Below are 25,465 nucleotides of genomic sequence, written 5' to 3' on the forward strand. Positions count from 1 at the left end.
TTCGCGAAGCGTCTGCAGTGAAACGCTCGAAGAAACGAACATACGTTAGCGGATCGCCGCTCTCAGGCACGCCACGCGGTCCCGCCACTCGACCCGACCGGCGAGCACATCCTCCACCCCGAAGGCATCGGACTCGATGTCGAAGCGCAGGCTGGTCGCGCAGAACTGGACCAGTGCACCGAACGACTGACGTGGGGACAGGAAGGTTTCTGCCCAGTTCGCCGACGAGGCATCGGTGCCCACGGCGTCGTATCCAAGAACCTCGAGCGCGGAAACCGTCGAGGGGACGTCGTCCACCATGAATGTCAGGTGGTGCAGGCCCTCGCCGCGCTTGCTCAGGTGCCGAGCGAGCGTGCTGTCGGGCCGCAGCGGTTGCATCAGCTCTACCTTGAACCCGCCCAGCGCGAGCTGCATCAGACGCGTACCGGTCTCGTCGTTGTCACCACCGGAGAGCAGCCGTCCGCCGAGTACGTCAACGAATAGCCGGGCCGCTGGCCGCATGTCGGCGACGGCAACTGCGACGTGGTCCAGGTGCCGGATCCGTTCCGAGACGGTGCCGGGGTCGGTCATCACTGGTGGGCAGCGAGGATCGTCACCGCAGCAACTGCCTCGTCCAGCTCGTCGAGGATGCCGCCGCTGTTCTGCGCGAGGCCGACGCGGGCTCCTGGCACCTGCCTGGGGCCGGCGCGGCCGCGCAACTGGTCGGCGATCTCCACGATCTGCGCACAGCCCGTGGCCCCCAAGGGGTGTCCACGCCCTAGAAGACCACCGCCGGTATTGACCGGGATGCGCCCACCCAGCTTCGTCGCCCCGCTCCGGATCAGTTCAACGGATCCACCCTGCTTGCAGAGGCCGACCTCCTCATAGAGCCACAGCTCTGCCGGGGCACAGGCGTCATGCACCTCGACGACATCGAGGTCCTCGATGTCAAAGCCCGACTGGTTGAGCACCCTGCCCACCGCGCGTGCCACGGGCTCCGCCGCGCTCGGGTCGGCGCCGTTCGACGTCAGTGCCCAGCCCGCCACTCGAATGTCCGGTCTGCCCTTGCGCGCGACGTAGCTCGACGATGCGACGACGACGGCAGCCGCACCGTCGCCAATGGGCGAGCACATCAGCATGCGCAGCGGATCAGAGATCATCCGGCTCGCCATCACCCTCTCGTGGGATACAGGCGTCTGGAACTGCGCGAAGGGATTGAGCGCGGCGTGCGCCCGGTTCTTGACCGAGACGAGACCAAGGTCGTCGTCAGTGGCGCCGGACTTGTCCATGTACTCCCGCGCCTTGGCCGCGTACAGATCCATCAGCGGCGAGTGCGACGCCGCCTGCAGGTCGGGGTCGGCCCCTGTCGCTCCCACCGCGGACGCGAGCTCGGGGTACTCCGAGAGGTCCACCGCCGTCGCTAGCGCGTCGAAGCTCCGGCGCTTCGTCGGGTGGCTCAAGCGCTCGGCCCCGAGCACCAGGATCACCTCGGCCGCACCCGAGGCCACGGCCATGCATGCCACATGGAACGCCGAGGACGAGGAGGCACAGGCGTTCTCGACGTTGATCATCGGAACTCCTGCCAGGCCCGAGTGGCGAAGGGCGACCTGCGCTCGGATCATCTCCTGGCCGTGAAGGAAGCCCTCGGTAGCGTTACCAAGCACCACCATCTCCACGTCCTTGGCAGTGATTCCCGCGTCTTGGAGCGCGCTGTCGACGGCCTCGTTGGCGAGGGTCCGAAGAGTGACGTCAGGCCGCTGCGCGAACCTCGTGATCCCGGTGCCCAGGATGGAGACAGTCATGAGAGCCTTTCTGAAACAAACGTGTGTTTGTATCGTAGACTTCCACTGACATCGCCACAAGAGCACCGGTCGCACGCGGCCTGGCTGGTCCACACAGAGGGAACCGAGACTGTGGGAAGACGCAACGTCAGTCGTCACGACAACAGCTCCTCGCCGGTGACCCGACAGCTCGTGAAGGACACAGCGATCCGCCTGTTCAGCGAGCGCGGGTACCCCGTCATCGGGATGCGCGACCTCAGCGAGGCCGTCGGCATCCTGCCTGGAAGCCTGTACGCACACATCGAGAGCAAGGAGGCGCTGCTGCTCGACATCGTGAGCACCGGCGTCGAAAACTTCACCCAGGCGCTGACCCCGATTGTCGCTGCCGACCTCCCGGCGAGCGAGCGCTTGCGACTCGCGCTGCGGACCCACATGGAGGTGCTGGCCGTCAACCTGGACCAGACTCGGGTCACCTTCCACCAGTGGCACTACCTGACCGGCGAGCGTCACGACCAGATGGTGGAGGTGCGGCAGAACTACGAGGACGTGTTCCGCACGCTCCTGCGGGAGGGCAGCGCCGACGGCTCATTGCATCCGCGGGCAGAGCGCAAGGTCGCGACGTTGACGATCATCGGCGTCCTGGGTTCGGCCACGGAGTGGTTCACACCGACCGGCTCATCCTCGCCCGAACAGCTCGCCGACGCGATCGGCGACCTGTTGGTGCTCGGCCTCGCACCCTGACGTTTGTGACCATTGGCACAGAAACAACCATTTGTTAGATTGAGTTGCTCGCGGGATCGACCCGAGGGATTCGAGGAATGAGGACGAGATGAGCGAGAGCAACGGCGTGCTGGCCGGGCGGACGATTCTGATCACCGGCGCCGGGTCGGGGATCGGAAAGGCCACGTGCCTCCTCGCGGCCGAGCAGGGCGCATACGTGGTGGCCGCCGACATCAAGGCGCAGGACGAGACGCTGGCGGAGATCCAGGCTGCGGGAGGCTCAGGCGAGGCTCACGAACTCGATGTCACCGACGGCGCCGCGTGGGAGCGCGTGGTCGAGTCGGTGCTCGCTTCACGAGGTCGCGTCGACGGTCTGGCGAACGTCGCCGGCATCGTCTCGGCGAGCGACGCGCTCACGACCCAGAACGATGCCGGATGGGATCGGATCACCGGCGTGGACCTCAAGGGGCCCTACCTCGGCATGAGGACCGTCATCTCGCACATGCTCGAGGCAGGCGGGGGCAAGATCGTCAACGTCGCATCCACCGCCGGACTCATCGGGATGCCCAATGTCGTGGCCTACTCGGCGTCGAAGGGTGGCGTGATCGCGATGTCGCGCCAGGTGGCCATCGAGTACGCCGCGCAGAACATCAGGGTCAACGTCGTAGCACCTGGCGTCACTCAGACGCCGATGCTCGGCGACATCACCGAGGAGCTGCTCGCTCAGGTGTCGGCCGCGACTCCGGCCGGGATCCTCGGCAAGCCGGAGGACGTCGGCTCGGCCATCGTCTTCTTCCTCTCGCCCGGCAGCGACTTCGTCACCGGCCAGGTTCTGGCGGTCGACGGCGGCTGGACCGCCCAGTAGCCGGTCCCCCGCTCGAACGCACCAGCCTCCCCGGCCGGCGCTTCTCTCCGGAGGCGCCGGCCGGGGATTCCACATCTCATCCGCGTTCTCACCTCTTCTCGACCCGGTCCGCATCCGGGCCCGACCTAAGACACCCGCCGGCCCCCTGCGGGGTCGGCGGGTGTCGAGTCGTAGCGGTGCTCAGCTGGCGCCAAGACGCGGAGCACTCAGAAGACGAGCTCCAGCGACTTCATCGTCCGCAGCACACCAGTCTCGTACGAGGGCTCCATACCTGGCTTGACCTCGAACTCGGGGATCCGCGCGAGGAACTCCTCGAGGACCACGCGGAGCTCGAGCCGGGCCAGGTGCGAGCCGATGCAACGGTGGACGCCGACGCCGAAGGCCGTGTGGACGATCCTGTCCCGCTCGATGTCAAGCGTCTGGGGGTCGTCAACCGCCTCCGGGTCACGCGACGCCGAGGCGTAGTTGAGCAACACGAAGTCGTCCTTCTTGAACTGGTAGCCGCCGAGCTCGACGTCCTGAGTGACGGACCTGCCCAGGGCCACCACAGGCGGGAAGAACCTGACGAACTCCTCGATCGCGTTGGGGATCATCGAGGGGTCCGCGACGAGCTTCTTGCGGTCCTCGGGATGCGTGGCCAGGTGGTAGATGGCGCCCGACATGACGTAGGTCGTCGTCGCGATGCCGCCGAGAGTGAGGTCGGTCAGGATGCTGACCCGGTCCTCCCACGGGCAGGGCTCACCGTCGCGCTCCACGCCCGCGGCGATCGTGTCGATGAGGTCACCGCGGTTGGGTTCGTCCTTACGGGTTGCCAGGTACTCGCCGAGGTAGCCGAACGCCTTCCCGAAGGCTGCGGGCCGCTCCTCCACCGGCCCGTAGATCCCGGCATCCATGGCCTGGAGCAGCATCGGAAGGTCCTCCACCGGCACGCCGATGAGGTTCTTGAAGAAGGCCCGACCAGGCAGCTCCGCCGCGAACTCGCTGACGAACTCGCACGAGCCCTGGTCTGCGAAAGCGTCGATCAGCTCGCGGGCGTCCTGGCGGATGGCATCCTCCATCTCGCTGACGGGGCCGGGGGCGAAGAATGGGTTGAGCGCCGTGCGCCAGTTGTTGTGGTAGGGCGGGTCGCACTCCTCCGGGTACAGGTAGGGCACGCCGTCCGCGCGGTTGGGCTGGAAACCCTTTGCGCTGCTGAACGTTTTCCAGTCCTGGCCCGCCTTCTTCACATCCTCGTAGCGATTGATGACGTGGTAACCGTCGCCGACCGTGCTGTGCGCCACCGGACACTTCGATACGAGCTCATCCTGGATCTCGAGGAACCTGTCGTTGAACACGGGTGCATCAATGTCGAAGTCGTCGAACATGTCACGGCCGAACTTCTCTGCGGTCACAACTTCTCCTGGGTGTGGGACTGACGGCCGGAGAGCGGCTCCGTCCGCGAAAACAAGCAGTTGTTTTCAACGTAGTTCGGCCCAGGATCTGTGTCAACGCTCACAGAGCGTCAATCACCGTCACCCACGTCGAGGTTGAACCTCGGCTGCCGTTTCTCGAGGAAGGCATCGACCGCTTCGCGCATGTCGTCGGTGTACTGGAGGGCTGCCGTCGTCCAGTAGCTCGCCGTCATCGCCGAGGTCAGGTCGTGCTGCCACGACGCCTTGAGTGCCTGCTTGGTCGCCTCGAGCGCGCGCCAGGGCTTCGCCGCGATCAGGCCGGCCAGGTTCGTCGCCTCCTCGATCAGCGAGTCATGCGCCACTACGCGCCCCACCAGGCCGATCTCGAGTGCACGCGCGGCGTCGACGATCTCCCCGGTGAGGGCCAGCTCCGCCGCCATGCCGGATCCGACGAGCCGGGGGAGGAACCAGGTGCCCCCGTTGCCGGGCGCTAGGCCCATGTTGACGTAGGTCTCCCCCAGTCGCGCTCGATCTGAGGCGACACGCAGATCGCATGCGAGCGCGAAATCCAACCCACCGGCCGTTGCGGCGCCGTTGATCGCCGCGACGAAGATCAGCCGGGATGCGGTGATCCGCTGGGTGACCGGGAACAGCACGCGTGCGTTGTAGGGCTCCTGCCGGACCGGGAGCTCGTCGCGGAGGTAGCGCTGCATCGCGGGCAGGTCCGCTCCCGCGCAGAACTGCTTCCCGGCACCCGTCAGCACCACAGACCGCACCGATCGATCGGGCTCGAGATCGTCGAGGACGTGCAACAGGTCGCGCGCAAGCTCAGGCACCACGCCGTTGCCGCGATCGGGCCGGTTGAGGGTGAGGACCACCACGCCGTCGGCGACCCGCTCGACGTAGCAGGTCTCCAGCTCGGTGCGCGCCCCGCTCCGCTCGCTCACGACTTGGCGCGTTCGAACCACGGCGCAGGACGACTGGCCACGTCCGCGGCCGGTGCGGACTTGAAGGTCACCCGCGCGTCGCACACGTAGTCGTCCCAAGTGCCGTCCTCACCCGGCCAAAGACGGCCGAGAAGTTGCGGCCCCTCGTCGAGCTTCACGATCCCTACGGCGTAGGGCAGGTCCGCCTCGTAGCCCGACGGGGCCCCCAGGCGCATGATGGTGAAGCTGTGCAGGATCCCACCGCCCTCGACCTGCCGCCACCCGAGGTTCGAGCTGAAGCACTCGGTGCAGCGGTAGCGCGGGTACATGATCAGTGCACCACAGTCGCCGCATTCCTGGACGACGAGCTGGCCACGGCCTAGAGACTCGTAGTAGTCCACCGTGAGGTCGGTCATGATCGGTTCCGCAGTCATCGGGTCACCCTCTCCAGGAGCATCACTTGGCTGTCCATGTACGTGCCACCGGTGCCGCCGATGACGGCGCGGGTCGCGCCCTCCACCTGTCGTTCGGGCTCCGCGCGCCACAGGAGCTGTCGCACCCCTTCCGCCAACAGGGCGGTGCCGCCACCAACGCCGGTGTGCCCGGCTGAGAGCAGGCCACCGTTGGTGTTCGCCGGCAGTTCGCCACCCGGCGAGAAACGGCCGGCGGCGAACTGGCGGGCGGCCTCGCCCTCCGCCGCCAGCCCGAGTCCCTCCAGGCCCTGGGCCAGGACGGCGGCGTAGGAGTCGTAGACCTGGGCGAGGTCCACGTCCTCCGGACCCCATCCCGCCTGCTCGTACGCCTCCCGCCCGGCGCGCGGCCAGTTCATCACCGCGAGGTCGCGCTCCTGTCCCAGGCTGTAGTGCGAGACCGTGCCTCCTGACCCGGCGATTCGCACCCACGAGTCGTGGTTGCGACGAGCGCTCGTCGCGCTCGTCATGACGAGCGCGACCGCGCCGTCTGCCAGCATCGGGCACTCCAGTGCGTGGACCGGGTCGGAGATCATCTTCGACGTGAGCACCCGTTCGATCGTCAGGTCCTTGTCCTTGAACATCGCGTTGGGGTTGAGCCGAGCCCACTGGCGGAGGGCGACGCACACTGATGCCATCTCTTCCGCGGTCGATCCGGTCGCGTGCATGTAGCGCTGGGTGATGAGGCCACCGACGGCGTTGAACGTGACTCCCGACGGCACCTCCCACTCGCGCGGGATCCCGAAGCCACTGAGCATGTCGACCATCTCGGTCACCGGCGCCGAGCCCCACTTGTCGGCTTGGGCAATGAGCACGTTGCGGGCTTGCCCGGAGGCGACCAGGCCAGCGGCGACGCGGGTCGCACTGTCGCTGGTCGATCCCCCAGAGTGGATCATCATGCTGCTCTTGGCGCGGCCGTTGAGTCCGAGTTCCTCGACGAGCCGGGAGAAGATCAGGTCGGCCTGGTCCCGCCCACCGTGGAGGCACGGGATCAGCAGGACGGTGTCGATGTCGCGTGGCGCGAGGCCGGCGTCGAGGATCGCTCGCGCCGAGACCTCCACGAGCGCTCCCATGAAGGTGCGATCGGGGAACTTCCCGGACGGGATCTCACCGATGCCGACGAAGGCGGCGTCGGCCGCGGTGCCCGGTTCGGGGAATGGCAGTTCGTGGTCCAACACGTCAGTCATCGGAAGCCTCCAAGGGGGTCCGTCGGTGGGCGATCATGATCCAGCGGAACGTCATCACGCTGGTGTCCTGCTGGTTGAGCACGTCGTAGTCGACGTGCAGAGTCCCGTGCTCCGGTCGTCGCGCGCCTGTCACCTCGACAACAGTCGCGCGCACCCGCAGGGTGTCGCCCGGTCGCACGGGCGCGGTCGCCCGGAGACTGGCGCACTCCTTGAGTGCGACAATCGCGTCGCCGTACCACCCGTGGAGGGCGACCTGCCCCACCGCGAAGGCGAATGTCAACGGGCCATGCGCGATCCGACCGCCGAATTGCGTGGTGCGCGCATACTCCTCGTTCACGTGGAGCGGGTAGTGGTCCCCCGTCAGGCCGGCGAACGTGAGGATGTCGGACATCTCAACCGTGCGGCCAGCGGTCTCGATCGTCTCGCCGACCTGGAAGTCCTCGATCGTCTTCACGGCCTCCGTGCCGCCCACGCTCATAGGCCCATCTCCCGCGCGATGATGGTGCGCTGGATCTCGTTGGCCCCACCGCCGACCATTCCGTGCTTGGCCTCGCGGAAGTAACGCTCCATGTCGTACTCGGGCAGCTGGGCGTAGCCTCCCAGCGCCTGCATGCCGTTGAACGCGATCTGGAACGCGGTGTCCGCGGCGAAGACCTTGGCCATCGAGACCTCCTGGATGGCGCGCTCGCCGCGCGCCATCTTGGTAGCGGCCTGGAACACGAGGAGACGGGCGGCCTGCAAGCGCGTCTCATCCTCGGCCATCCGGTGCTTGAGGACCTGGAACGACGAGAGTGAGCGCCCGAACTGCGTCCGCTGCTTCGTGTAGGCGATCGTGTCGTCGAGTGCCGTACGGGCGTTGCCGACGTACGACGCCGCCAGGCCAAGCCGTTCGTACTCGAGGTGGCCGTTGATGAACTCCCATCCCTGGCCGGGCTCACCCAGCATGTTGCCCTTCGGGACCCGCACATCCGTCATGAAGTACTCGGTGGTGCCGAGGCTGCGCCGGACGATCGTGGGCATCTTCTGGATGTCGAGGCCGGGCGTGTCATTGGGAACCAGGATCAGACTGAGGCCCGCGTGGCGATCCTCGCTCGTGCGGGCGAGGACCGTGATGACCGCGCCCGGGAGGTGCGCGCCGGAGCACCAGATCTTGTTGCCGTTGAGCACCCACTCGTCCCCGTCGAGGACGGCGGTCGTGCGGACAGCGGCCGCGTCCGACCCGGCCTCGGGCTCGGAGATCGACACGCTGAACTTCCGGTCACCACTCAGATACGCAGGCAGGTGTTCCGCCTTCTGCTCCGGCGTGCCGTGGCGCACGATGTTGGTTGCGGTGAACATCGAGGTCATCACGCACGCAGCGGTGTCCAAGCTGAACTTGGCCATGGCTTCGCAGAAGATCGCGTAGAAGACAGGGTCAGCCTCGAGACCGCCGTACTCCTCGGGTACCAGCAGGCCGAGCCAACCGTTGTCCGCGATCTTCTTGTAGGCCTCGTCCGGGAACTGGCGACTCTCGTCGCGCTCGCGGGTGTACTCACGCCCGACGTCCTTGTCCATGAACGTGTGGAGCATGTCCTTCCACGCCTGCTGTTCCTCGGTATGACGAAAATCCATCGGAAACCCCTCTGCGAACGATCGTTTGTTTTGGGACTATAGCCCTGCTGAGTGACTACCGCCACCATCACCGTAGACAATCGTTTGTTTTGGTGCCACGATCAAGACCAGATGTAGCGACCGTCACGTCCGGCCCCGCGGACGTTCGAGGAAGGACTGCCATGACCCGCCGTATCGCTCCCACCTTCGAGGACTATCGGGACAAGTACGAGAACATCCGGCTCGAACGATCCGACGACGGCGTCCTCGAGGTGACGATCCACACCGACGGAGGCCCACTGACGTGGACGTCGACCGCACACGACGAGCTGGCCTACTGCTTCGAGCAGATCTCGTGCGACCCGGACAATGCGGTGGTGATCCTGACCGGCGCCGGCGACGCGTTCTGCCCGGACATCGACTTCAGCTCGTTCAACCTCGGAACGCCTCACGACTGGGCGGAGATCATCTTCGAGGGCCAGCGGCTGCTCAACAATCTGCTCGCCATCCAGGTGCCGGTCATCTCGGCCATCAACGGGCCGGCGCTCGTGCACCCCGAGATCGCGGTCATCAACGACATCATCATCGCGTCCGACACGGTCCAGTTCACCGACTCTCCGCACTTCGCGTCCGGCATCGTCCCCGGCGACGGCGCTCACGTCGTCTGGAACCATGTCCTCGGCAACACCCGCGCGCGCTACTTCCTCCTGACCGGTCAGGTCTTGGACGCCCAGCAGGCGCTTGACTACGGCGTGGTCAATGAGGTGCTGCCCGCAGAACAGGTGCTGCCCCGTGCGCGTGAGCTGGCGGCCGGCATCGCGGCAAAGCCGATGCTCGCCCGTCGCTACGTGCGACAGGTGCTCACACGGCCGTTCAAGCAGCAGATGCACGAGAACCTGGCCTTCGGCCTGACGCACGAGGCACTCGCCGCGCTCGACCTGTGACCGCGCACGACGACAACTGACGAGTACGAGGACATCCATGGTCACCAACGCAAACATCGCCACCGCGCTCTGGGACTCGGCCCGACAGAGCCCTTCTGTCACGGCACTCAGTGACCTGACAGCCGGCAGCACACGCTCGTACGCCGACCTCAGGGACGCGTGCGCCGAGGTCGCCGCAGGCTGGCGCGGACGTGGCTTGGTGCCGGGAGACCGGGTGGCGCTGCTGCTGCACAACTCGTGTGAGTACGTCGAGGCGTTCCTCGGCTCACTCGCCGCCGGGCTGGTCGTCGTACCCCTCAATACACGCCTGACCGTGCCGGACTTCGCGCACATGCTCAGGGACGCGGAGGTGTCCGCGTTGGTCACGGATGCGGCATTCCTCGCTGAGCTGCGCTCCGACTCGACGATCCAGGTCCCGCTGGTCGTCGACGTAACGGGAACGTCGGAGGACGCCGTCAGCCTCGCAGACCTGCGTGCACCCGACGACGGCCGAGAGCCCGAGCACAAGCAGCCGAGCGACCTCTGTTCGCTGATGTACACGAGCGGCACGACGGGAGCGCCGAAGGCTGTGATGCTGAGCCACCGCTCGTGGAGCAGCGTCAGCGATACCTGCGTCGAGCTGCTGGGATTCGAGGAGGGCATCTCGATCATGCACCCGGCGCCACTCACCCACGGCGCCGGCTTCCTGCTGATCCCGACCCTGCGCCACCACGGGACCAACCTCTTGGTCCGGTCCTTCGACCCGCGGGACACCGCCGATCGCATCGCCTCGGGCGAAGCGCAGGGCATGTTCCTGGTGCCATCGATGATCCGGATGCTGCTCGACTCCCTCCCGGAGAGTTGGCAGCCGTCGTCGAGATTCCGGTGGATCTACTACGCGGGCTCCCCCATCGACCCGACCACCTTCGTGGAGGCGGCACAGGCGTTCGGCGGCAGGCTCGTGCAGTCGTTCGCACAGATGGAGTCGCCGATGTTCCTGACGGCACTCGACGCCGAGGTGCACCTGCGCGCCATGGACGACCCCGACTCGCCCCTCATCCGGTCGGCAGGCAAATTGATCGAGGGCCGCGAGATCCGGATCGTCGACGCCGACGGGCACGACGCCGCGACTGGTGTCGCCGGCGAGGTCTGGGGGAAGGCGCCCCAACTCATGAGCGGGTACTGGAATCGCCCGGAGGACTCCGAGAAGGCCCTCGCCGGGGGCTGGTTGCACACCGGCGACGTCGGCTACCTCGACGAGGAGGGTTACCTCTATCTCGTGGATCGGGTGAAGGACATGATCGTCACCGGCGGCTCCAACGTCTACGCCCGTGAGGTCGAGGACGTGCTCATCGCCGTCGAGGGCGTCGAGCGCGCGGCCGTCATCGGTCTGCCGCACCGGATCTGGGGTGAGGAGGTCACCGCCGTCCTCGTCCGTGCCGACGGGGCGTCGCTCGACGAGGACACCGTGATCGCTTCATGCCGCCAGGCATTGGCGGGGTACAAGGTCCCGAAGCGGATCGTCTGGCTCGACGAGCTGCCGACGAACGCCTACGGCAAGGTGCTCAAGAGGAGCCTCCGCAGCGACCTGGCCGAGCAGCTGGCGGCGAGCGCGGGATGACGTACGCACGACTTCTGGTCTTCTCATCGCCGAGGTCGACAGCGGACGAGAGCGCCTTTGACGAGTGGTACGACGCGGTGCACATCCCGCAGGTCATCGACGCGGTGCCGGGCGTCGTATCGGGACGGAGGTTCGTGCAGTCCCGCACCCAGATCGGCGGAGCAACCGAGGGGCCGCGCCGCCGAATGACTGTCTACGAGGTCGAGGCCGACCGTGTCGCTGAGGCTCTGGCAGGCTTGGGCGCCGCGATGCGCGATGGCCGCGTGGAGCGGTCGGACCTCATTGACCGCTCCTCGTCGCCGCCGGAGGTCGTCGTCTACGAGGAGGCGTAGTCGGCAGTGCCCCTCGCCGTGTCCAGCCGGCGGTGGAGGGGTACGGCGTCGCCGAATCCGGGCAGCCCGGAATGGCCGAATCGCACAGCGTCCGCAACGGCCTGCCAGACGTCTAGCAGCGGCACGACCACCGGGTCCGTGGTGGGAAGGCTCGCAGTGAGGTCGTCCCAGGTGGTCAAGCGGGAGCCGGATTCGTCCCGGAGCTCGACCGAGATGCGCGTCATTTGAGGCAGGGCCAGTTCGCCACGGACGACGAGCGCACCGTGGGTACCGCGGATCTCCCATCGCAAGCCAGGCAGCCCGAACTCCGGCTTGCCTGGCCGCACGTGGATCGTGGCGAGGACTCCACCCGCCGATCCGGCCGCAACGACGTGGTCGGGGCTCGTTGCCGGGGCCGTCCTCCCGGCGTCTTTGAGCTCGACCTGTGGGAATGCCGTCCGCTCGACGACGACCAGGGAGTCCCACGGTCCGAGCACATGACCCACGGTGTCCACGAGGTGGGCCAGGGCGATCGTGCCGAGGTGGGCCCCGTTGTCGACATCGAGCTGGTAGGCGCTCCGGCTGGTCTGGATCGGCGTGCCGACCAGACCAGTGCCCGCGATGGCGGTGTCGAGGACCTCCCCGACAGCGCCATCGCCGACGAGGTCGCGGACCAGCGTCACCGCCGGCGACCTGCGCGCCTGCAGCCCGACGAAGGTCAGACGCCCCGCTTTCTCAGCCGCCTGGAGCAGTGCCTCGGCCTCGGCCGTCGACCGTCCCAGAGGCCACTCGCAGTAGACATGCTTCCCCGCTCGCAGCGCTTGCTCGACTGCAGCCCGGTGGTCGGGGACCTTGACGGTGACCAGCACCACGTCGACCGCCGGGTCGCTGACCAGGGACCGCGCGTCGGGATGTGCTCGCTCGACTCCGTGCACTTGCGCCGCCGCCCTCGCCGAGTCTGCGGAGGATGCGGAGCACGCGACGAGGCGGACGCTGTCGACCAGCCGTAGCGCCGGTACGTGCGATCTGGCTGCCCAACCGCCGGTGGCACTGAGTCCGATGACGCCGACACCGATCGGCCTGCCGTCCGACGTCAACGGCGTAGCCCGACGACAGTTCGCGAAGCTACGTAGCCGCCGTCCACGACGAGCCGGGCGCCAGAGACGTACGCGGCCCGATCCGAAAGGAGGAAACCGATGACCTCCGCAACCTCCTCTGGCTGACCGAGCCGGCCCGCCGGGATGTGGCGTACCGCCTTCCGCGTCCAGTCGAACGTCATGCTGCGCGTGCCCATGGGGGTCTCGATCACGCCCGGTGACACGGCGTTGACCCTGACACCGGGTGCCATGCGGGCTGCCGACCGCTCGGTCTCCTGCAGCAGCGCCCGCTTGCTGAACTTGTAGGCGTCCACCGGCGCCGGAACCGCGACCACGATGTCCTCGAGGAAGTCCTCCCGAAGCGGACGCTCGAGTAGCGCGTCGTGGCGGCCGTCGGCGAGCTCGCCGGTGATGGAGGCGACATTGACGATGGAGCCACGGGGTCGCACATCGACGGCGTTCGACACCCAGAGCGGGGCCAGAAGGTTGACCGTCCAGATGAGTCTCGCGGACTCGGTGTCCGGGCCGAGCCCGGCCGCGTTGACGAGCGCGTCGACCTCGACGTCCGCCAGTGCCTCCTCGACGGCCGTCCGGTCGGTGAGGTCGAGGGCGATGCTGCGGACCGTGACGCCTGCACCGTGAAGTCGATCCAAACCTTCGGCGTCGACGTCCACCCCCGTGACGTCGAATCCGCTCTGGGCCAGGTAGCGCGCTGTCGCCGCGCCTATGCCGGACGCTGCTCCGGTCACCAGTGCCTGTGCAGTCAACCTCGACCCCTTGGTCTGACGTACGCGTGGCTACGACGGCTGCCACGGGTCCGCCGCGCCGACGGACCCGTGAGCGAGCTGTCAGGACTCCGGCAGGTCGGCGTCGAGACTGTAGACGGTGGCGGCGAAGGCCTTGCCGTCCAGAGCCGGGACGATCGCCTTGCCGTCGAACGAGTAGAAGGACCCCGACTTGGTGGCCAGGTGGTCCTCCGACGTGAACGCCAAGGGGTTCGGCGTGAACCCGTCGGTCTCCACCTCGATGTCGTTGAGGGTCTTCACCATGCCAGCGCGGTCGCAGTCCTTGCCGCACTTCTCCAGCGCCTTCACGACCATGAGGCCGATGAGATATCCCTGGGTGTACTGGGTGGCACCCTTCGCGACCTCTTGGTCACCGGCTGCATCGACGAGCTCGACGAACTTCTTCGTGCCAGGCTCCGTGCTGGTGGTGTCGTACTGCGCAGCGGTGCGGAAGACGTACAGGTCCTTGTCGCCGATCTTCTCCAGCGTGGTCGTCGCGGCTCCGTAGGAGAAGTTCGCGATCGGACCCGAGAAGCCCAGGTCGCGGATCTTCTGCGCCAGCGCCACCAGCACGCCGTCGGGCGCCTCTAGGAGGAGCATGTCTGGCGAGCCGTCGATGAGCCGCTGCGCCTGCGCGGTGATGTCGCCGGGGCTGACTGGGAGCGTCACCCGATTGCTGATACTGAAGCCCTTGTCATCGGCGAGCTTCTCGACGTTGTCCCCCCACGCCTCGCCTGCGGGGCTCTCAACCGGCCCGATGCCGACGGTGAAATCATCGGTCCCCAGCAGAGCGGCCGCGAACTCGACCATCGGCTGAGCGTTCGACGACGATGTCTGGTCGATCTGGAACATGGACTCCTTGACCGGGTCGAGGATGGCCGGCGACGCGGCCTGTGCCACGAAGGCCACCTTCTCGCGCTCAAGGGTCGGGAGGACACCTTCCACGACGGTGCTGATGTTGCCACCCGCGACCATGAGGACGTCCTGCGAGAGCAACGAACGTGTGGCCGTCACGCCAGCCGAGGGGTCAGCCTCGTCGTCCTCCGTGATGAGGTCGATCTTCTGCCCGTTGACACCACCGTTGTCGTTGGCGTCGTCGATGGCGAGCTTGACCCCTCCCAGCATGGCGGTACCGACCGGCGCGAGCGGGCCCGAGAGGCTGCCCACAAATCCGACCTTGTAGCCCCCGCCGCCGGCCGCCGACGCGCCATCGTCCCCGCCACAGGCGGCCAACGTCGACATGGCTACCGAGGCCGAAAGGGACGCGGCCGCGATCCGCTTCCAGCGGGCCTTGGAAGTTCCAGTTCTCATGTGCTGCCTCTTTCTCGGGTTCGACGTCGGACTGCCCGACGCCGTGCGGGGACGCGTCAGACGCGGTCCACGATGGGTGAGCCGAACAGGCCCCGGGGGCGGACGATCAGGACCAGGAGCACGACGGCGAAACCAGCCGCGATGCTCGTCTGGGTGTCCCAGATGACCGCGGTGTACTGCTGCACGAGTGCGAGGATCAAGCCACCCACCAGACAGCCCTTGATGCTGTCCATCCCGCCGATCATGGCTGCCGGGAAAGCAAGCAGTCCGATCTCGGTGATCGTCGGGTCGACCGGGAGGCGGACTGCGAAGCTGACCCCGGCGACGACGCCAACGGCTGCTGCGATCGCCCAGGCGACGCCGAACCACACCATCAGTGGCATACCGCTATAGGCGGACAGCGTCGAGTTCTCGGAGGTCGCGCGAAGTCGCACGCCCATCGGCGAGACCGTGATCAGCCAGTAGAGGGCCAGCCACAGCATCACGCCCACCACCAGGATGGCGACGTCGACACGGCTGATGACCGCTCCACCCGGGAGTGTCCAGTTCACCCGAGCTCCCGGCGGATCGAGGAAGCGCGGGTCCGATCCCCAGATGAGCTGAGCGATGTTGAGCCCGGCGATGCCGAGGAACATCGTCAGCAGCATCTGGATCCAGTGCGGCTGGCCCGTCGTCCGATGGATCACGAGCGCGTAGAGCACGATCGCGGCCGCCGCCGCGATCAGCACAGTCGCCACCAGCGCGAGAGCGAACGACGCGACACCGCCACCTCCCCACAGGCTGATGAAGAGGAGCGCGCCAAAGTAGAGAAACTGTGCCTGCAGGAAGTTGAACACCCGGCTGGCGCGGTAGACCACGACATAGCCGAGGGCCACAAGGCTGTAGATGACGCCGACGACGAGCGCGCTCATCAGGGTCTGGTAGGCCATGCCTGTGCTCATGACGGCTCCCTCACTGTGACCTCGGCGTCGGGGCGGCCGATGTAGGAATCGATGACCCTCGAGTCCGCCAGTACCGTGGCGTTGTCTCCTGCGGCGATGACTTGACCGGCGTCCAGCACCACCAGCCTCTCGGCGAGCGCAGTGACGAAGCCGAGGTCGTGGTCGACCAGAAGTTGGGCAATGCCCCGTGAGTCGCGGATCGCGGCAATCGCGGAGGACATGACTTGCTTCTCGTCGCTCGTGAGACCAGCTGCCGGCTCATCCATGAGGAGGATCTCGGGCTCGCAGGCCAGCGCCCTGCCGAGATCGACCAGCTTGCGGACGCCGTACGGAAGGTTTTCGTACGCGGTATTCGCTCGCACCACGTCGGCGATGCCCAGCTCGGTCGCGAGGGACAGCACGAGCGAGCGGGCCTCCTTCTCGCGCCGACGTGCCGGCGGCCAGCCCACGGCGTACGCGAGGAACCCGGACGACAGGAACCGGTCGCGGCCCAGAAGCATGACGTCGGCGGCTCCCATCCCGGAGAGGCTTTCGGCTTGCTGGAAGGTGCGGGAGACGCCCAACAACGACACCTGTCGCGGGTCGAGACCGCGGATGTCGCGCCCGCCGATCCTGACCGTGCCTTCCTGCGGGAGGTAGAAGCCAGTGAGGCAGTTGATGAGGCTGGATTTTCCAGCGCCGTTCGGACCGATCAAGCCCACGATCTCGTGCGACGACAGGTCGAAGGAGACCTCGGACAAAGCGGAGACGCCTCCGAAGTGGAGCGAGACGGCGTCGCATTGCAGCGCCGTGCTCACGAGGCCGCCTTCGAGTAGCCCTCGCGAATCAGGCGCGCGTGAACGTCCGGCCCGGTCTCGTGCTGGAGGTGTCCTGAGTCCATCGTGTAGACCCGCTGCGCGAGGTGCTGGGTCGACCGAACGTTCTGATCCACGAGAAGGAGTGCCAGGTTGCGCTCCGTCAGGATGCGTCCGAGCGCGCTCATCATCTCGAGGACGACGATCGGTGCGAGCCCCAGCGACGGCTCGTCCACCAGGAGGACGTCGGGCGCTCCGATCAGAGCTCCGGTGATGGCCAGCATCTGCTGTTCGCCGCCGCTGAGCAGGCCGGCTGGCCGATCGGCGGGAAGTCGCGACAACGCGGGGAACATCTCGAACGCCAGGTCCCGGTCAGTGCTCAACCCGACCTTGCTGCGACGGCGCTGCGCGAAGATCTCGAGGTTCTCGGAGATGTTGAGCTCGCGGAAGATCTTGTCCCGCTCCGGGATGTACGCGATGCCAGTCCGTGCGCGCTTGGTCGGAGACTTTCGCGAGATGTTGACCCCGTTGACCGTCACCTCGCCGCGGGTCTCAACACCTTCGTGCGGAAGGAAGCCACAGATCGCGCGGACGAGGCTGGTCTTCCCCGCTCCATTGGCACCAAGCACCACGGCGCACTCGCCCTGCTCGACACTCAGGCTGGCCCCGTGCACCGCAGCGGCGCCCCGGCTGTAGCGGACACTGACGTCCTTCGCCTCCAGGTAGCTCACAGCTTCCTCCGGAAGAGTCCCGACACCGATGCACCGATCCCCACGAGCCCGCGGGGCTGGAAGATGACCATCGCCGAGACCACCAAGCCAACGACGGCTCCCTGGACCAGGTAGATCTGCGTGGTGTCGATGACGTCGGTCAGGCCCAGCATGAGGCGCAGATCGCGGAGGACGTAAGGCAGGGCCACGATGACTCCGGCGCCGATGACCGGGCCGTAGACCGTCCCCAGCCCACCGAGGATCACCATGGCGAGATACTCGATCGCGATGTGGAAACTGGCGAAGGTGCCATAGCTGACGTTGCCGATGTAGTAGGCCGTGAAGGCACCCGACACCCCGATCAGCACGGAGCTCAGCGCAAACGCACTCACCTTGTGCCGCGTGACGGAGATCCCGCTCATCAAGGCGAGTGCAGGTCGTTCGCGGATGGCGTGAAGGGCGCGGCCAGGGCGACTGGTGACCAGCGCGCGGTAGCTGACAAGCACGACCACCAGGCACACGGACAGGAAGATGAACCAGCTTCTGAGCTCGAGCAGCTCGAACCCGAACACATTTGCGATCGGGACGACGAACCCGCTGTCGCCCACTTGACCGGTCTGCCACTCGCGGAGCGCCCAGATGGTGACGAAGTGGAAGCCCATGGTGGCGACCGCCAGGTAGAGGCCGGTGATCCGCAAGGCAGGGAGGGCGACGACCATTCCCACGATCCCGCAGGCGACTCCGGAGAGGACCACCGCAAGGAGGAACGGCACCTCCATCTCGCGGTTGACGGTGGCCACCACGAACGCACCGATGGCGAGCAGAGCGGCGTTGCCCACCGAGATCAGCCCGGTGTGACCGAGCAGGAGGTCCAGACCGATCGCACCGAGCGCCGCGATGATGGCCAGGTTCGCCACGTCGATCCAGAGCTCCGAGCCGGCAGCGCCGACCACGAGGAGCACAGCGATCAACGCGGCCATCGGGGCAAGGCTCGACCCGGCGCCGATCAACCTTCGCACGGGGCTGCTGGGGCGGTCGTGACCGTCGCGGCCGTCGATCGGTGACTGGCTGGCGCTGGCGCCTGCCAACGGCTTGACAGCTTGCTCAGGACTCACCTTCGCCACTCCTCCTTGGCCGAACATCTGGTCTCTCGCCAGGTACGAACCGAGCTCCAGACGCCGGTCTGCGCATCACGGCCCCACAACCCTCTGGCGATCGCGCGGCCAATTTTCGTGCGTTGTGACGGGCCACACACGAGGAGAAAAGCACGCCTCGCCCGCTCTGTCAACAAACGTTAGTTTTTGCTGTTGCTTGAGACGCTGCCAACGCCAAGCTCTTGGCGAGAGAGCACCCACCGATCTGACGTGCGGGCCTCCGCGGCCGCAGCGGGCCTGGTCCTTGTTGGATGCGCGCAGCAGGACGTCGCCGCATTCGTCCACGAGCGGGACCCGCCGTGGGGCATCATCGGACGTCAACCTCCTCGACGCGTAACGTCGAAACGCCATCTGACCTGCGAAAACAGACCAAGGTCGAAGCGCGAGGTCTTATAGGTGGGTTCACCCCGTGAGTCCACTCACGATGGCAGTCGCCGCCGCGTAGACAGAACCAGGCCCGCGCCGACTGGGGAGTCGGTGCGGGCCAGGGCACTAAGAGGCGATCATTGGGGTGCGCTCTGTCGAGCGATCTTCGCGAACCGTTCAAGATTCCCTCGCGGACAGCCCCTTGTGTCTGGAGGTGTTGAAGCCGTGTCTCCCGCTGTCTTCGCGCCGCGTGGACTGAGTTTCAGCAGCACTCGACGGCAACGTGAAACCGCGCTCGTCACGCCTCGGGCCAGCTGATACCAGTACGGCATCCCGCATCCCGCACCCCGTCGATGCGGTGACCACCGGTCGCACGATCTCGGGCACGACGCACAGTCGGTCCGTGCCGTGCCACCCAGCGAGCACGAGTGGTACGGGGTCGACGATTCAGTGGAGGGCTGACTCGGTGAGGTGGTCGACGGACCCGTATCGAGGCGAGCTGGACTGGGTCCCGGTAGGTCGTCGAGTTCTGCCACGCTCCGCCTACTCGCCTGGCGGCGTCGCGGCTGCACCTCAGTCACGCCGTCAGGCGCGAGAGCTCCGCGCGCAGGTTGTCCGGAGTCCATCCCCGTCCGACCAGGTAGGCAAACGGCCCTCCTCCGGCTCCCCCTTCGACCGACTCGATGACGTTGAAGACGTGGCTCTCGAGCCAGTTGGCGTAGGCGTCGTCGTCGCCTTCGTCGTCCCAGTCCCGGGTATCGCCGACGTCCTCCGGGTTGAGGTTTCCGTACAGGTTCGACACGCTGCGCCAGGCGTCCTCGTGCAGGATCTCGGCGAGCTGGTCCGCGTCGAGGCTGAGCTCGTCGGCCACTCGTTCCAGCTCGAGAACGTCCTCGATGTTGACGGAGATGGTCCCTCCGCTCGAGTCAACGGTGTCCATCATGTGCGGCGTCTGCATGGGTTGGGCTCCTTCGTGACTGTGCCGGGATCTCGGTCGGGATCGTGGCGAGTAGGTCGTTCAGGAGGGACCGTGCGGTGCTCCGACGTCGCCGCAATGCCGACCGCACGACCGGAAACGCTGGCGGTGCAGACCGTGAGATCGGGTGAGCGTTTAGCACCGTCGAGGCGCTCAACACAGCACCAGGTTCGACTCAATGGCGACGACCCTGAGTGTCGTCGATCGCGACCACACCACCGCGCGGGGTGGTGCGGGTATTCAGGATCATCTTCTTGGAGTCATGGCTATCTGCCGCGCTCGATCCGAGCATGCCGGGCGGCGTGCCCACGGCAACCCCGACCGTGGAGTCCGGAGTCTGGTGTTCCACTGAGGTGGCGGACAACCGCCACCTGACGGCTGGCTCTCGGTCGGTGGGTCGCCCGGAGCGTGTGGGTCGGTGGTCGTGACTGCGTGCCGACGTCACCGCAGCACGGTGGTTGTTGTGAGGCGGCGGCCTCAGATCCCGCGGCTCTCACGTCGCACAGTCCCTATCGATCGGCCGTCGACCTCGGCGACCGCCAGTCCCTACCCAGTGGAGTCAGCATGTACATCAGCACCGTCTTCGGCGAGCAGATTCGCGCGTCGGAGGGGAAGGTCGCACCGCTCCTCGCTCGTGCCGAGCTTCTCGGCCTGCCTTCCGACCACCTCGCCCATGCCGTCAACCGAGTGCTCAGGTGGACCTTCCAGGCCGTCTTCAGCGCACCCAGCGACGACGACTACCAGGAGTACTACGAGAGGCTCGTGATCGAGCGCGAGTGCGCGTCCGCCGAGATCATTGGTGGTGGGTTGCGCACCCAGATCGGCTTCATGCTCGAGCACTACAGCGAGGACGAGATCGCCGAGATGCTCGAGGAGCCTTCGGTCTGATCAGCAGTCGCAGGGGCAGTCGCTGAGGCAGTCGCTGAGGTCGGGGCCATGTCGCAGTCTCACGTCAGGTCACCATGCTGGCGTCGGCGAAGACCAGCGCCGGCGCCAGCATTGGGACTTGGACCCTGGATGCGCGCTCTGCGAATCAGGACGCCTGCGCCTGCGTACGCACGTGGACACCAGCGCCGTAGACGTACGTTGTTGATGTGCCCTACCCGGCCCGCCCCGTCCTGGAGCCACTCCCCCAGTTCGTCGGATCCAACACGACCCGTCCGACGCCGGCGCAGCGTGCAGCGCTCGTCACTTTCGTTGTGGCCGAGTACGAGGCTGGCCGGTCGCTACGCGAACTCGCGGAGCTGACAGATCGGACCCAGACCGCCGTGCGGCGCGCTCTCGACGCCGCCGGCATCGTCCGCCGGACGCGGGGCGCGTACCAGGTACGCGGCGAACAGACGCGGTAACGCTCATCACCGCGTTGGCGGAGAGCCTTCGACATGCCAGGGGTCCGCCGGGTACATCGGGCGCACGTTTCCTGAACGCACCCACCCCTGGGAGACCGACCAGGGCAGCTCACCACCCCCGGACGCCCAGACCACGAGTCCTTCCCACCGCACCGTGTTCTGGCGAGTCGCAATCGAGCGCCACTCGAGGAGCAGGCCGGGCCGCCAGTCCTTCTCGTCATACCAATGCCCCGTCACGTCAACCCAGACCGGCCGCGGGCGAGGGACGTTCGCACGATCCCGGTCCGACGCACCCACGCGACTCAGCATAGACATTATTCGAATGCACGTTCGGTGTCGGGGCTGCCATGAGCGCGCGCTCGCCGGCTCCTCAAGGAAAGCTCCCACGTCGTCATAAAAATGGCGATCGAGGCGTTCCACCGAGCCGGGCGACCGTTGGCGTAGCTATAATCATGTCTATGAGCGGCCGCCTGAATGATCCCGCTGCTGTCGGGCAAGTCGAAGTCCAGCTCGGTGGGCAGGTCCGTGATGCGCGGCGAGCTCAAGGGCTGACGCAGTTGGAGGTCGCAGACCTGGCGAACACCTCGGTGGGCGCACTGAAGAACCTGGAGTCCGGTCGCGGCGCGAACGTCCGGACCCTGATCCGGGTGCTGCGTGCACTTGGTCTCGACGACTGGCTGGGGACGCTCTACGTTCCCCGACCAACCTTCAACCCTCTCGACCTTCCCGCTGTCGAGGTCACCGCTGGGCGCCGGGTGCATGACGGTCGCTCCGTTGCCAGCATGAGCGATCGCGACGACAGCTGATGCCCGCCACGAAGGTGCCGCTCGTCGAGGTCGACGCGTGGGATCGCTGGGTCGGCCGCCTCGCCCAGGACCCCGACACCGGCTTCTACGCGTTCGCGTACACACCTCAGTGGCAGGCCACCGGGATCGAACTGGCCCCGCTGCACATGCCGCTGCGGGCCGAGCCCTACCAGTTCCCCGGACTGTCGGTGGACACGTTCGGACGGCTGCCGGCATTGTTCGCGGACGCGCTGCCCGACTCCTTCGGCAGCGCGGTGGTGGATGCCGCGATGGCCGAGCGAGGACTCGACCGCCGTGACGTCACGGCACTGGATCGGCTTGCCTACGCCGGCGCGGGTGGAATGGGAGCGCTGGCTTTCCGACCCCAAATCGGACCGACGCCGGCCGAGGCGACGACTATCCAGGTGGCCGATCTCGTCGTGGCCGCACGCAGGATCCTTGATGGTGATGCAAGCACCGATGCGCCTGTCGAAGGTGAGCTTCGCCAGCTTGTCCAGGTCGGGGCCAGCGCGGGCGGCGCCCGCCCTAAGGCCGCAGTCCTCTACAACAAGGAGACCGGCCAGGTCCGCTCCCAGCTCGCGCCGCGCGAGCCCGGATTCGTGGACTATCTGCTGAAGCTCGACGGTGTCAGCGACCTCCGACTCGAGGATCCGGTCGGCGAGGTCGGCGCCCCGTCCGCGGAGGGGCGAGTCGAGTTCGCCTACTACCTGATGGCCATTGATGCGGGCATCACGATGGTGGACACCGAGCTGCTGCTCGAGGGGTCCCGCGCTCACTTCATGACCCGTCGCTTCGACCGCGGGCCGGAGGGTGAGCGACACCACGTCCTCACACTGTGCGCGCTCGCACACTTGGACGTCCGACTGGCCGGAGCACACTCCTACGACCAGTACCTCGACACGGTCGCCGAGCTCGGTCTCGGCGCGGAGGCGATGGCGCAGGCGTACCGTCGGATGGTGTTCAACGTCGCCGCGGTCAACCGCGACGATCACACCAAGAACCTCGCCTTCCTGCTCCGCGAACACGGACAGTGGGAACTGGCCCCCGCCTACGACCTCACCTACACGAATCACGCCGCCCCAGCGGCGCACCCCAGGCATCAGATGCGCGTCAACGGCCGCACCGAAGGCATCACGCTGTCCGACTTGTATGCCGTCGGTAATCGGCACGAGGTCTCGGAAAACGAGACGATCGTCGGCAACGTCCTGCACGCCATCGGCCAGTGGCACGAGTACGCGACCCGCGCCGGCATCCCACTCCACCAGGCCGAGCAGATCGCCGACGACATGACCCGATCTCGGCCTCGCTAACTTGCTCCCTGCCTATGACTGAACGGGCCGATCATGTGTCGCAGGAGTCGAGGAACCGGTCGATGCGATCAAGATCCTCGGGGCTCAGCCCACGGTTCGCGGGCGGTGCAATCAGCAGGCACGGTATTGACGCCTGAAGCCGACTCAAGATCTCTGGATCCGTCGGGATCGCATCGTCGTCGGTCCAGCACATCGCCCTCCCCTCCGCGACAACCGCCAACGCCACTCGGACTTTGGCGGCCGTCGCCGTCTCACGCGTCGCCACGTCCGCCGCGGATAGCGTCCGCTCCAGACGCGGAAGACCCCACAGCGCTTCGAGCTGACTGGCATATGGGCACCACGTGGTCGCCCATCGGACCTCCACACGGCCCTGACGGTGCCAGTCCCCGATGAGCTTGACCAACGCCGGCGCCCACCGGAGGTTCCACTCCTGCCCAAACGCGTGGGCACGTGCCTGGTGCGGGCTTGAGCCCCAACCCCTGGCAGGTCGAGTCGTGTTTACAACTCCATCGACGTCCAACAACCAGATCGGTGGTGGGAGCGTTGGCTTGGTCCCTCCGATCTCGCCCGCCGTGCCGCTCACCGCGACACCCCGACCGTGCGGAAGGGAAGCGTCTGACCGAAGTGTGCCGACGCGTCGGAACATCCGCCCCCCGAGAATGAACAATCTGCCAAGGCATGAGAGGCAACGTAGAGACGGCTGCGGTCAAGAGTCAGGTGGGCGTTGATCGAGACCCGGTGACGGCAACCGTCGCCAGCGAGCCCAGAGACCAAAGCTGCCTGTGACACACGCTGAGTCTGGACGAGGCCACCGACAGTAGGGAGCCGTCCCCCGCCGCTGGCGGCAGAGCGGTCGGCTTTCGGCCACGCTCGCATCGGCGCATGCCGTGGGACAGACCGTCCACCGGTGAGACATTCCGACACGACTGGAGCTCATTGGTGACGCCATCATTCGAAGGGTCGCGGTGGTTACCACGAAGGCGACGCTGCCGGTGACACGAGCTCGCGGGGCCGCGTTCGCATCGATCACGGCCAACGACCTCGGCCGATACGCATCTCGCCTTACGTCGGCGACACGATGTGGCCAGCCGGACCGGACATCAAGCTGCGCTACGCGTCGACGTCGTCTCAATCGGCTCGAGCAGCGAACAATGCACCCACGACCCGGCAACGTAGGAAGACGCGTCCTTGCCAGTCCGAAGCTCGACGACCCATGCCTCCCAACCACCGCCCGGTTCAGGAACGTCGCGCCACCGAGTCGCAAGCCCGAGAACGGCATCCTGCTGGGAATCGCCATCAGCCAGGATCCAGACGACCCGCCCGTTCGTTCCGTCCTCCAACACGATCGGCTGACCTTCCGAACACCTGGCCATCACCGTGACCGGACCCCGCCGGGGCTCGACCGCACGAGGCACCGGAATGGATCGTCCCTCTGTGCGGGCGGGATCGTCGGGCGATGGAGTGTCAGAACGCGTAGTCATGGCTGCGACCGTGCAAGGGGGCGCAACTCCGGCAATCGACGCCACGTTGACCAGACGCCGCGCCTGGCCCGGTCTCGCCGGCCCGGCTCACCGCTACTTTCCTCTGGGTCGACCGGCGGTCGTCACCGCATGCTTACGCCTGCCTCCGCTCGACCCGTGAGCGGATGAGTGCCGGGCAGCCGATTGCGTGTTCAATCTCGATAGCAGGATTCACCGACGAAGCGATGTACAACACGTCCGCCACACGGTTTCGTCGCCAGGCGGCCGCTGTCGTGCGGTGTCGTATCAAACTCGGCGCTGCCGGCGGTTGCGCAGGCCACGGCTACGCCCCAACGAACATCGAGTTATCGCAATTGTGATCACGTCGGCCCAGCCTTTGCCGTCCATCGTCACAGACGTGCGGACCGCTCAATTCGGGCGTTAGCGCCAGCGCGTTCCCATGTAGGCGTCATCCTCCGGAGGGCAGGCGACCGTAACAACCGCTCTTCAACCCTGCATTGTCTGACGGTCCGGAGCCTGGTCGCGAGTCTGGCCCTTTCGACGTCGCCCATTCACGTCATCCTCGGTAGGCAGCGCGTCCCGGAGGCCCGTCCGAGGTCATGATCGAGTTCCCTGCCAGCT

27 protein-coding genes are annotated in these 25,465 nt (G+C 66.8%); 9 read left to right on the forward strand and 18 right to left on the reverse strand.

From position 1 onward, the window contains the following. Positions 1 to 45: 45 nt before the first annotated feature. A complete protein-coding gene (locus ASC77_RS21905) occupies positions 46 to 570 on the reverse strand; it encodes a VOC family protein (RefSeq protein WP_056158611.1) in 525 nt (174 codons plus the stop codon). Then, on the reverse strand, positions 570 to 1,781 hold the full coding sequence (locus ASC77_RS21910) for a thiolase family protein (protein WP_056157974.1): 1,212 nt from the start codon (positions 1,779 to 1,781) through the stop codon (positions 570 to 572). Before ASC77_RS21910 ends, ASC77_RS21905 begins: the two co-directional genes overlap by 1 nt. Positions 1,782 to 1,937: 156 nt before the next feature. On the opposite strand from ASC77_RS21910, the gene ASC77_RS21915 reads away from it, so the two are divergent. Next, positions 1,938 to 2,501, forward strand: a complete 564-nt coding sequence (locus tag ASC77_RS21915; RefSeq protein ID WP_056157977.1) for a TetR/AcrR family transcriptional regulator — start codon at positions 1,938 to 1,940, stop codon at positions 2,499 to 2,501. A gap of 88 nt (positions 2,502 to 2,589) precedes the next feature. Further along, positions 2,590 to 3,345: an SDR family NAD(P)-dependent oxidoreductase gene (locus ASC77_RS21920; RefSeq protein ID WP_056157980.1), complete on the forward strand. Its 756-nt coding sequence runs from the start codon at positions 2,590 to 2,592 to the stop codon at positions 3,343 to 3,345. A gap of 206 nt (positions 3,346 to 3,551) precedes the next feature. Here ASC77_RS21920 and ASC77_RS21925 read toward each other — a convergent pair whose 3' ends face one another. The 6 genes from ASC77_RS21925 to ASC77_RS21950 all read right to left on the reverse strand — a co-directional run bounded on the left by ASC77_RS21925 (position 3,552) and on the right by ASC77_RS21950 (position 8,930). Further along, positions 3,552 to 4,736: a cytochrome P450 gene (locus ASC77_RS21925; protein ID WP_056157982.1), complete on the reverse strand. Its 1,185-nt coding sequence runs from the start codon at positions 4,734 to 4,736 to the stop codon at positions 3,552 to 3,554. A gap of 110 nt (positions 4,737 to 4,846) precedes the next feature. Next, entirely contained in the window at positions 4,847 to 5,683 is an 837-nt protein-coding gene (locus ASC77_RS21930) for an enoyl-CoA hydratase/isomerase family protein (protein ID WP_056157985.1), read from the reverse strand. Then, on the reverse strand, positions 5,680 to 6,078 hold the full coding sequence (locus ASC77_RS21935; RefSeq protein ID WP_200945101.1) for a Zn-ribbon domain-containing OB-fold protein: 399 nt from the start codon (positions 6,076 to 6,078) through the stop codon (positions 5,680 to 5,682). The genes ASC77_RS21930 and ASC77_RS21935 overlap by 4 nt, the downstream gene beginning before the upstream one ends. Before the next feature lie 14 nt (positions 6,079 to 6,092). Continuing rightward, positions 6,093 to 7,319, reverse strand: a complete 1,227-nt coding sequence (locus ASC77_RS21940) for a thiolase family protein (protein WP_056157988.1) — start codon at positions 7,317 to 7,319, stop codon at positions 6,093 to 6,095. Beyond that, entirely contained in the window at positions 7,312 to 7,773 is a 462-nt protein-coding gene (locus ASC77_RS21945) for a MaoC family dehydratase (RefSeq protein WP_200945102.1), read from the reverse strand. The genes ASC77_RS21940 and ASC77_RS21945 overlap by 8 nt, the downstream gene beginning before the upstream one ends. 20 nt (positions 7,774 to 7,793) lie before the next feature. Further along, on the reverse strand, positions 7,794 to 8,930 hold the full coding sequence (locus ASC77_RS21950) for an acyl-CoA dehydrogenase family protein (RefSeq protein WP_056157993.1): 1,137 nt from the start codon (positions 8,928 to 8,930) through the stop codon (positions 7,794 to 7,796). Between the two features lie 161 nt (positions 8,931 to 9,091). Between ASC77_RS21950 and ASC77_RS21955 the strand changes: the two genes are divergently transcribed. The 3 genes from ASC77_RS21955 to ASC77_RS21965 are packed head-to-tail and all read left to right on the forward strand — an operon-like array spanning position 9,092 to position 11,785. Further along, complete coding sequence (locus ASC77_RS21955; RefSeq protein WP_056157995.1) at positions 9,092 to 9,853, forward strand: enoyl-CoA hydratase/isomerase family protein; 762 nt, start codon at positions 9,092 to 9,094, stop codon at positions 9,851 to 9,853. Positions 9,854 to 9,890: 37 nt separating this feature from the next. Beyond that, positions 9,891 to 11,453 (forward strand): class I adenylate-forming enzyme family protein, encoded by a 1,563-nt coding sequence (locus tag ASC77_RS21960; protein WP_082575193.1) that lies wholly within the window; start codon positions 9,891 to 9,893, stop codon positions 11,451 to 11,453. Continuing rightward, the gene (locus tag ASC77_RS21965) at positions 11,450 to 11,785 is read left to right on the forward strand and encodes a hypothetical protein (RefSeq protein ID WP_056158000.1); all 336 of its coding nucleotides are present in this window, start codon (positions 11,450 to 11,452) and stop codon (positions 11,783 to 11,785) included. The genes ASC77_RS21960 and ASC77_RS21965 overlap by 4 nt, the downstream gene beginning before the upstream one ends. Here the strand turns inward: ASC77_RS21965 and ASC77_RS21970 are convergent. The 9 genes from ASC77_RS21970 to ASC77_RS27765 all read right to left on the reverse strand — a co-directional run bounded on the left by ASC77_RS21970 (position 11,770) and on the right by ASC77_RS27765 (position 20,208). After that, positions 11,770 to 12,861 carry a Gfo/Idh/MocA family protein gene (locus ASC77_RS21970; RefSeq protein ID WP_082575195.1) on the reverse strand — a complete coding sequence of 364 codons (1,092 nt, stop codon included), beginning with the start codon at positions 12,859 to 12,861 and terminating at the stop codon, positions 11,770 to 11,772. The two genes, ASC77_RS21965 and ASC77_RS21970, sit on opposite strands and share 16 nt — an antisense overlap. After that, positions 12,858 to 13,628 carry an SDR family NAD(P)-dependent oxidoreductase gene (locus ASC77_RS21975; protein ID WP_082575197.1) on the reverse strand — a complete coding sequence of 257 codons (771 nt, stop codon included), beginning with the start codon at positions 13,626 to 13,628 and terminating at the stop codon, positions 12,858 to 12,860. Before ASC77_RS21975 ends, ASC77_RS21970 begins: the two co-directional genes overlap by 4 nt. Before the next feature lie 81 nt (positions 13,629 to 13,709). Further along, positions 13,710 to 14,957 (reverse strand): ABC transporter substrate-binding protein, encoded by a 1,248-nt coding sequence (locus ASC77_RS21980; protein WP_082575199.1) that lies wholly within the window; start codon positions 14,955 to 14,957, stop codon positions 13,710 to 13,712. A 56-nt stretch (positions 14,958 to 15,013) separates the two neighbouring features. Then, the gene (locus ASC77_RS21985; RefSeq protein ID WP_056158013.1) at positions 15,014 to 15,898 is read right to left on the reverse strand and encodes a branched-chain amino acid ABC transporter permease; all 885 of its coding nucleotides are present in this window, start codon (positions 15,896 to 15,898) and stop codon (positions 15,014 to 15,016) included. After that, a complete protein-coding gene (locus ASC77_RS21990; protein WP_056158016.1) occupies positions 15,895 to 16,695 on the reverse strand; it encodes an ABC transporter ATP-binding protein in 801 nt (266 codons plus the stop codon). Before ASC77_RS21990 ends, ASC77_RS21985 begins: the two co-directional genes overlap by 4 nt. Then, complete coding sequence (locus ASC77_RS21995) at positions 16,692 to 17,423, reverse strand: ABC transporter ATP-binding protein (RefSeq protein WP_056158018.1); 732 nt, start codon at positions 17,421 to 17,423, stop codon at positions 16,692 to 16,694. The genes ASC77_RS21990 and ASC77_RS21995 overlap by 4 nt, the downstream gene beginning before the upstream one ends. Then, positions 17,420 to 18,517 carry a branched-chain amino acid ABC transporter permease gene (locus tag ASC77_RS22000; RefSeq protein ID WP_162249849.1) on the reverse strand — a complete coding sequence of 366 codons (1,098 nt, stop codon included), beginning with the start codon at positions 18,515 to 18,517 and terminating at the stop codon, positions 17,420 to 17,422. Before ASC77_RS22000 ends, ASC77_RS21995 begins: the two co-directional genes overlap by 4 nt. A 982-nt stretch (positions 18,518 to 19,499) precedes the next feature. After that, positions 19,500 to 19,880 (reverse strand): hypothetical protein, encoded by a 381-nt coding sequence (locus ASC77_RS22005; protein WP_056158025.1) that lies wholly within the window; start codon positions 19,878 to 19,880, stop codon positions 19,500 to 19,502. A 193-nt stretch (positions 19,881 to 20,073) separates the two neighbouring features. Next, complete coding sequence (locus tag ASC77_RS27765; protein WP_268788441.1) at positions 20,074 to 20,208, reverse strand: hypothetical protein; 135 nt, start codon at positions 20,206 to 20,208, stop codon at positions 20,074 to 20,076. A 254-nt stretch (positions 20,209 to 20,462) separates the two neighbouring features. Between ASC77_RS27765 and ASC77_RS22010 the strand changes: the two genes are divergently transcribed. The 4 genes from ASC77_RS22010 (at position 20,463) to ASC77_RS22025 (ending at position 23,363) form a co-directional block, all read left to right on the forward strand. Then, positions 20,463 to 20,786, forward strand: coding sequence for a hypothetical protein (locus ASC77_RS22010; RefSeq protein ID WP_056158028.1), 324 nt, complete (start codon positions 20,463 to 20,465; stop codon positions 20,784 to 20,786). 206 nt (positions 20,787 to 20,992) lie between these two features. Beyond that, positions 20,993 to 21,247, forward strand: coding sequence for a helix-turn-helix domain-containing protein (locus ASC77_RS27900; RefSeq protein WP_056158030.1), 255 nt, complete (start codon positions 20,993 to 20,995; stop codon positions 21,245 to 21,247). A gap of 458 nt (positions 21,248 to 21,705) precedes the next feature. Beyond that, entirely contained in the window at positions 21,706 to 22,053 is a 348-nt protein-coding gene (locus tag ASC77_RS26340; protein WP_162249850.1) for a helix-turn-helix domain-containing protein, read from the forward strand. Then, positions 22,053 to 23,363 carry a type II toxin-antitoxin system HipA family toxin gene (locus ASC77_RS22025; RefSeq protein WP_056158035.1) on the forward strand — a complete coding sequence of 437 codons (1,311 nt, stop codon included), beginning with the start codon at positions 22,053 to 22,055 and terminating at the stop codon, positions 23,361 to 23,363. The genes ASC77_RS26340 and ASC77_RS22025 overlap by 1 nt, the downstream gene beginning before the upstream one ends. Positions 23,364 to 23,394: 31 nt before the next feature. Here the strand turns inward: ASC77_RS22025 and ASC77_RS22030 are convergent, their stop codons facing one another. Next, positions 23,395 to 23,766, reverse strand: a complete 372-nt coding sequence (locus tag ASC77_RS22030) for a hypothetical protein (RefSeq protein WP_056158037.1) — start codon at positions 23,764 to 23,766, stop codon at positions 23,395 to 23,397. Positions 23,767 to 25,465: the final 1,699 nt, after the last annotated feature.

This window comes from Nocardioides sp. Root1257, assembly GCF_001425175.1.
Taxonomy (GTDB): domain Bacteria; phylum Actinomycetota; class Actinomycetes; order Propionibacteriales; family Nocardioidaceae; genus Nocardioides.

Excerpts from the sequence above, each read along its gene's own strand:
- ASC77_RS21905 (WP_056158611.1), bottom strand. The coding sequence starts at position 570 with ATGACCGACCCCGGCACCGTCTCGGAACGGATCCGGCACCTGGACCAC.
- ASC77_RS21910 (WP_056157974.1), bottom strand. The coding sequence starts at position 1,781 with ATGACTGTCTCCATCCTGGGCACCGGGATCACGAGGTTCGCGCAGCGG.
- ASC77_RS21920 (WP_056157980.1), top strand. The coding sequence starts at position 2,590 with ATGAGCGAGAGCAACGGCGTGCTGGCCGGGCGGACGATTCTGATCACC.
- ASC77_RS21935 (WP_200945101.1), bottom strand. The coding sequence starts at position 6,078 with ATGACCGACCTCACGGTGGACTACTACGAGTCTCTAGGCCGTGGCCAG.
- ASC77_RS21940 (WP_056157988.1), bottom strand. The coding sequence starts at position 7,319 with ATGACTGACGTGTTGGACCACGAACTGCCATTCCCCGAACCGGGCACC.
- ASC77_RS21950 (WP_056157993.1), bottom strand. The coding sequence starts at position 8,930 with ATGGATTTTCGTCATACCGAGGAACAGCAGGCGTGGAAGGACATGCTC.
- ASC77_RS21955 (WP_056157995.1), top strand. The coding sequence starts at position 9,092 with ATGACCCGCCGTATCGCTCCCACCTTCGAGGACTATCGGGACAAGTAC.
- ASC77_RS21960 (WP_082575193.1), top strand. The coding sequence starts at position 9,891 with ATGGTCACCAACGCAAACATCGCCACCGCGCTCTGGGACTCGGCCCGA.
- ASC77_RS21965 (WP_056158000.1), top strand. The coding sequence starts at position 11,450 with ATGACGTACGCACGACTTCTGGTCTTCTCATCGCCGAGGTCGACAGCG.
- ASC77_RS21980 (WP_082575199.1), bottom strand. The coding sequence starts at position 14,957 with ATGAGAACTGGAACTTCCAAGGCCCGCTGGAAGCGGATCGCGGCCGCG.
- ASC77_RS21985 (WP_056158013.1), bottom strand. The coding sequence starts at position 15,898 with ATGAGCACAGGCATGGCCTACCAGACCCTGATGAGCGCGCTCGTCGTC.
- ASC77_RS22005 (WP_056158025.1), bottom strand. The coding sequence starts at position 19,880 with ATGCAGACGCCGCACATGATGGACACCGTTGACTCGAGCGGAGGGACC.
- ASC77_RS22010 (WP_056158028.1), top strand. The coding sequence starts at position 20,463 with ATGTACATCAGCACCGTCTTCGGCGAGCAGATTCGCGCGTCGGAGGGG.
- ASC77_RS26340 (WP_162249850.1), top strand. The coding sequence starts at position 21,706 with ATGAGCGGCCGCCTGAATGATCCCGCTGCTGTCGGGCAAGTCGAAGTC.
- ASC77_RS22025 (WP_056158035.1), top strand. The coding sequence starts at position 22,053 with ATGCCCGCCACGAAGGTGCCGCTCGTCGAGGTCGACGCGTGGGATCGC.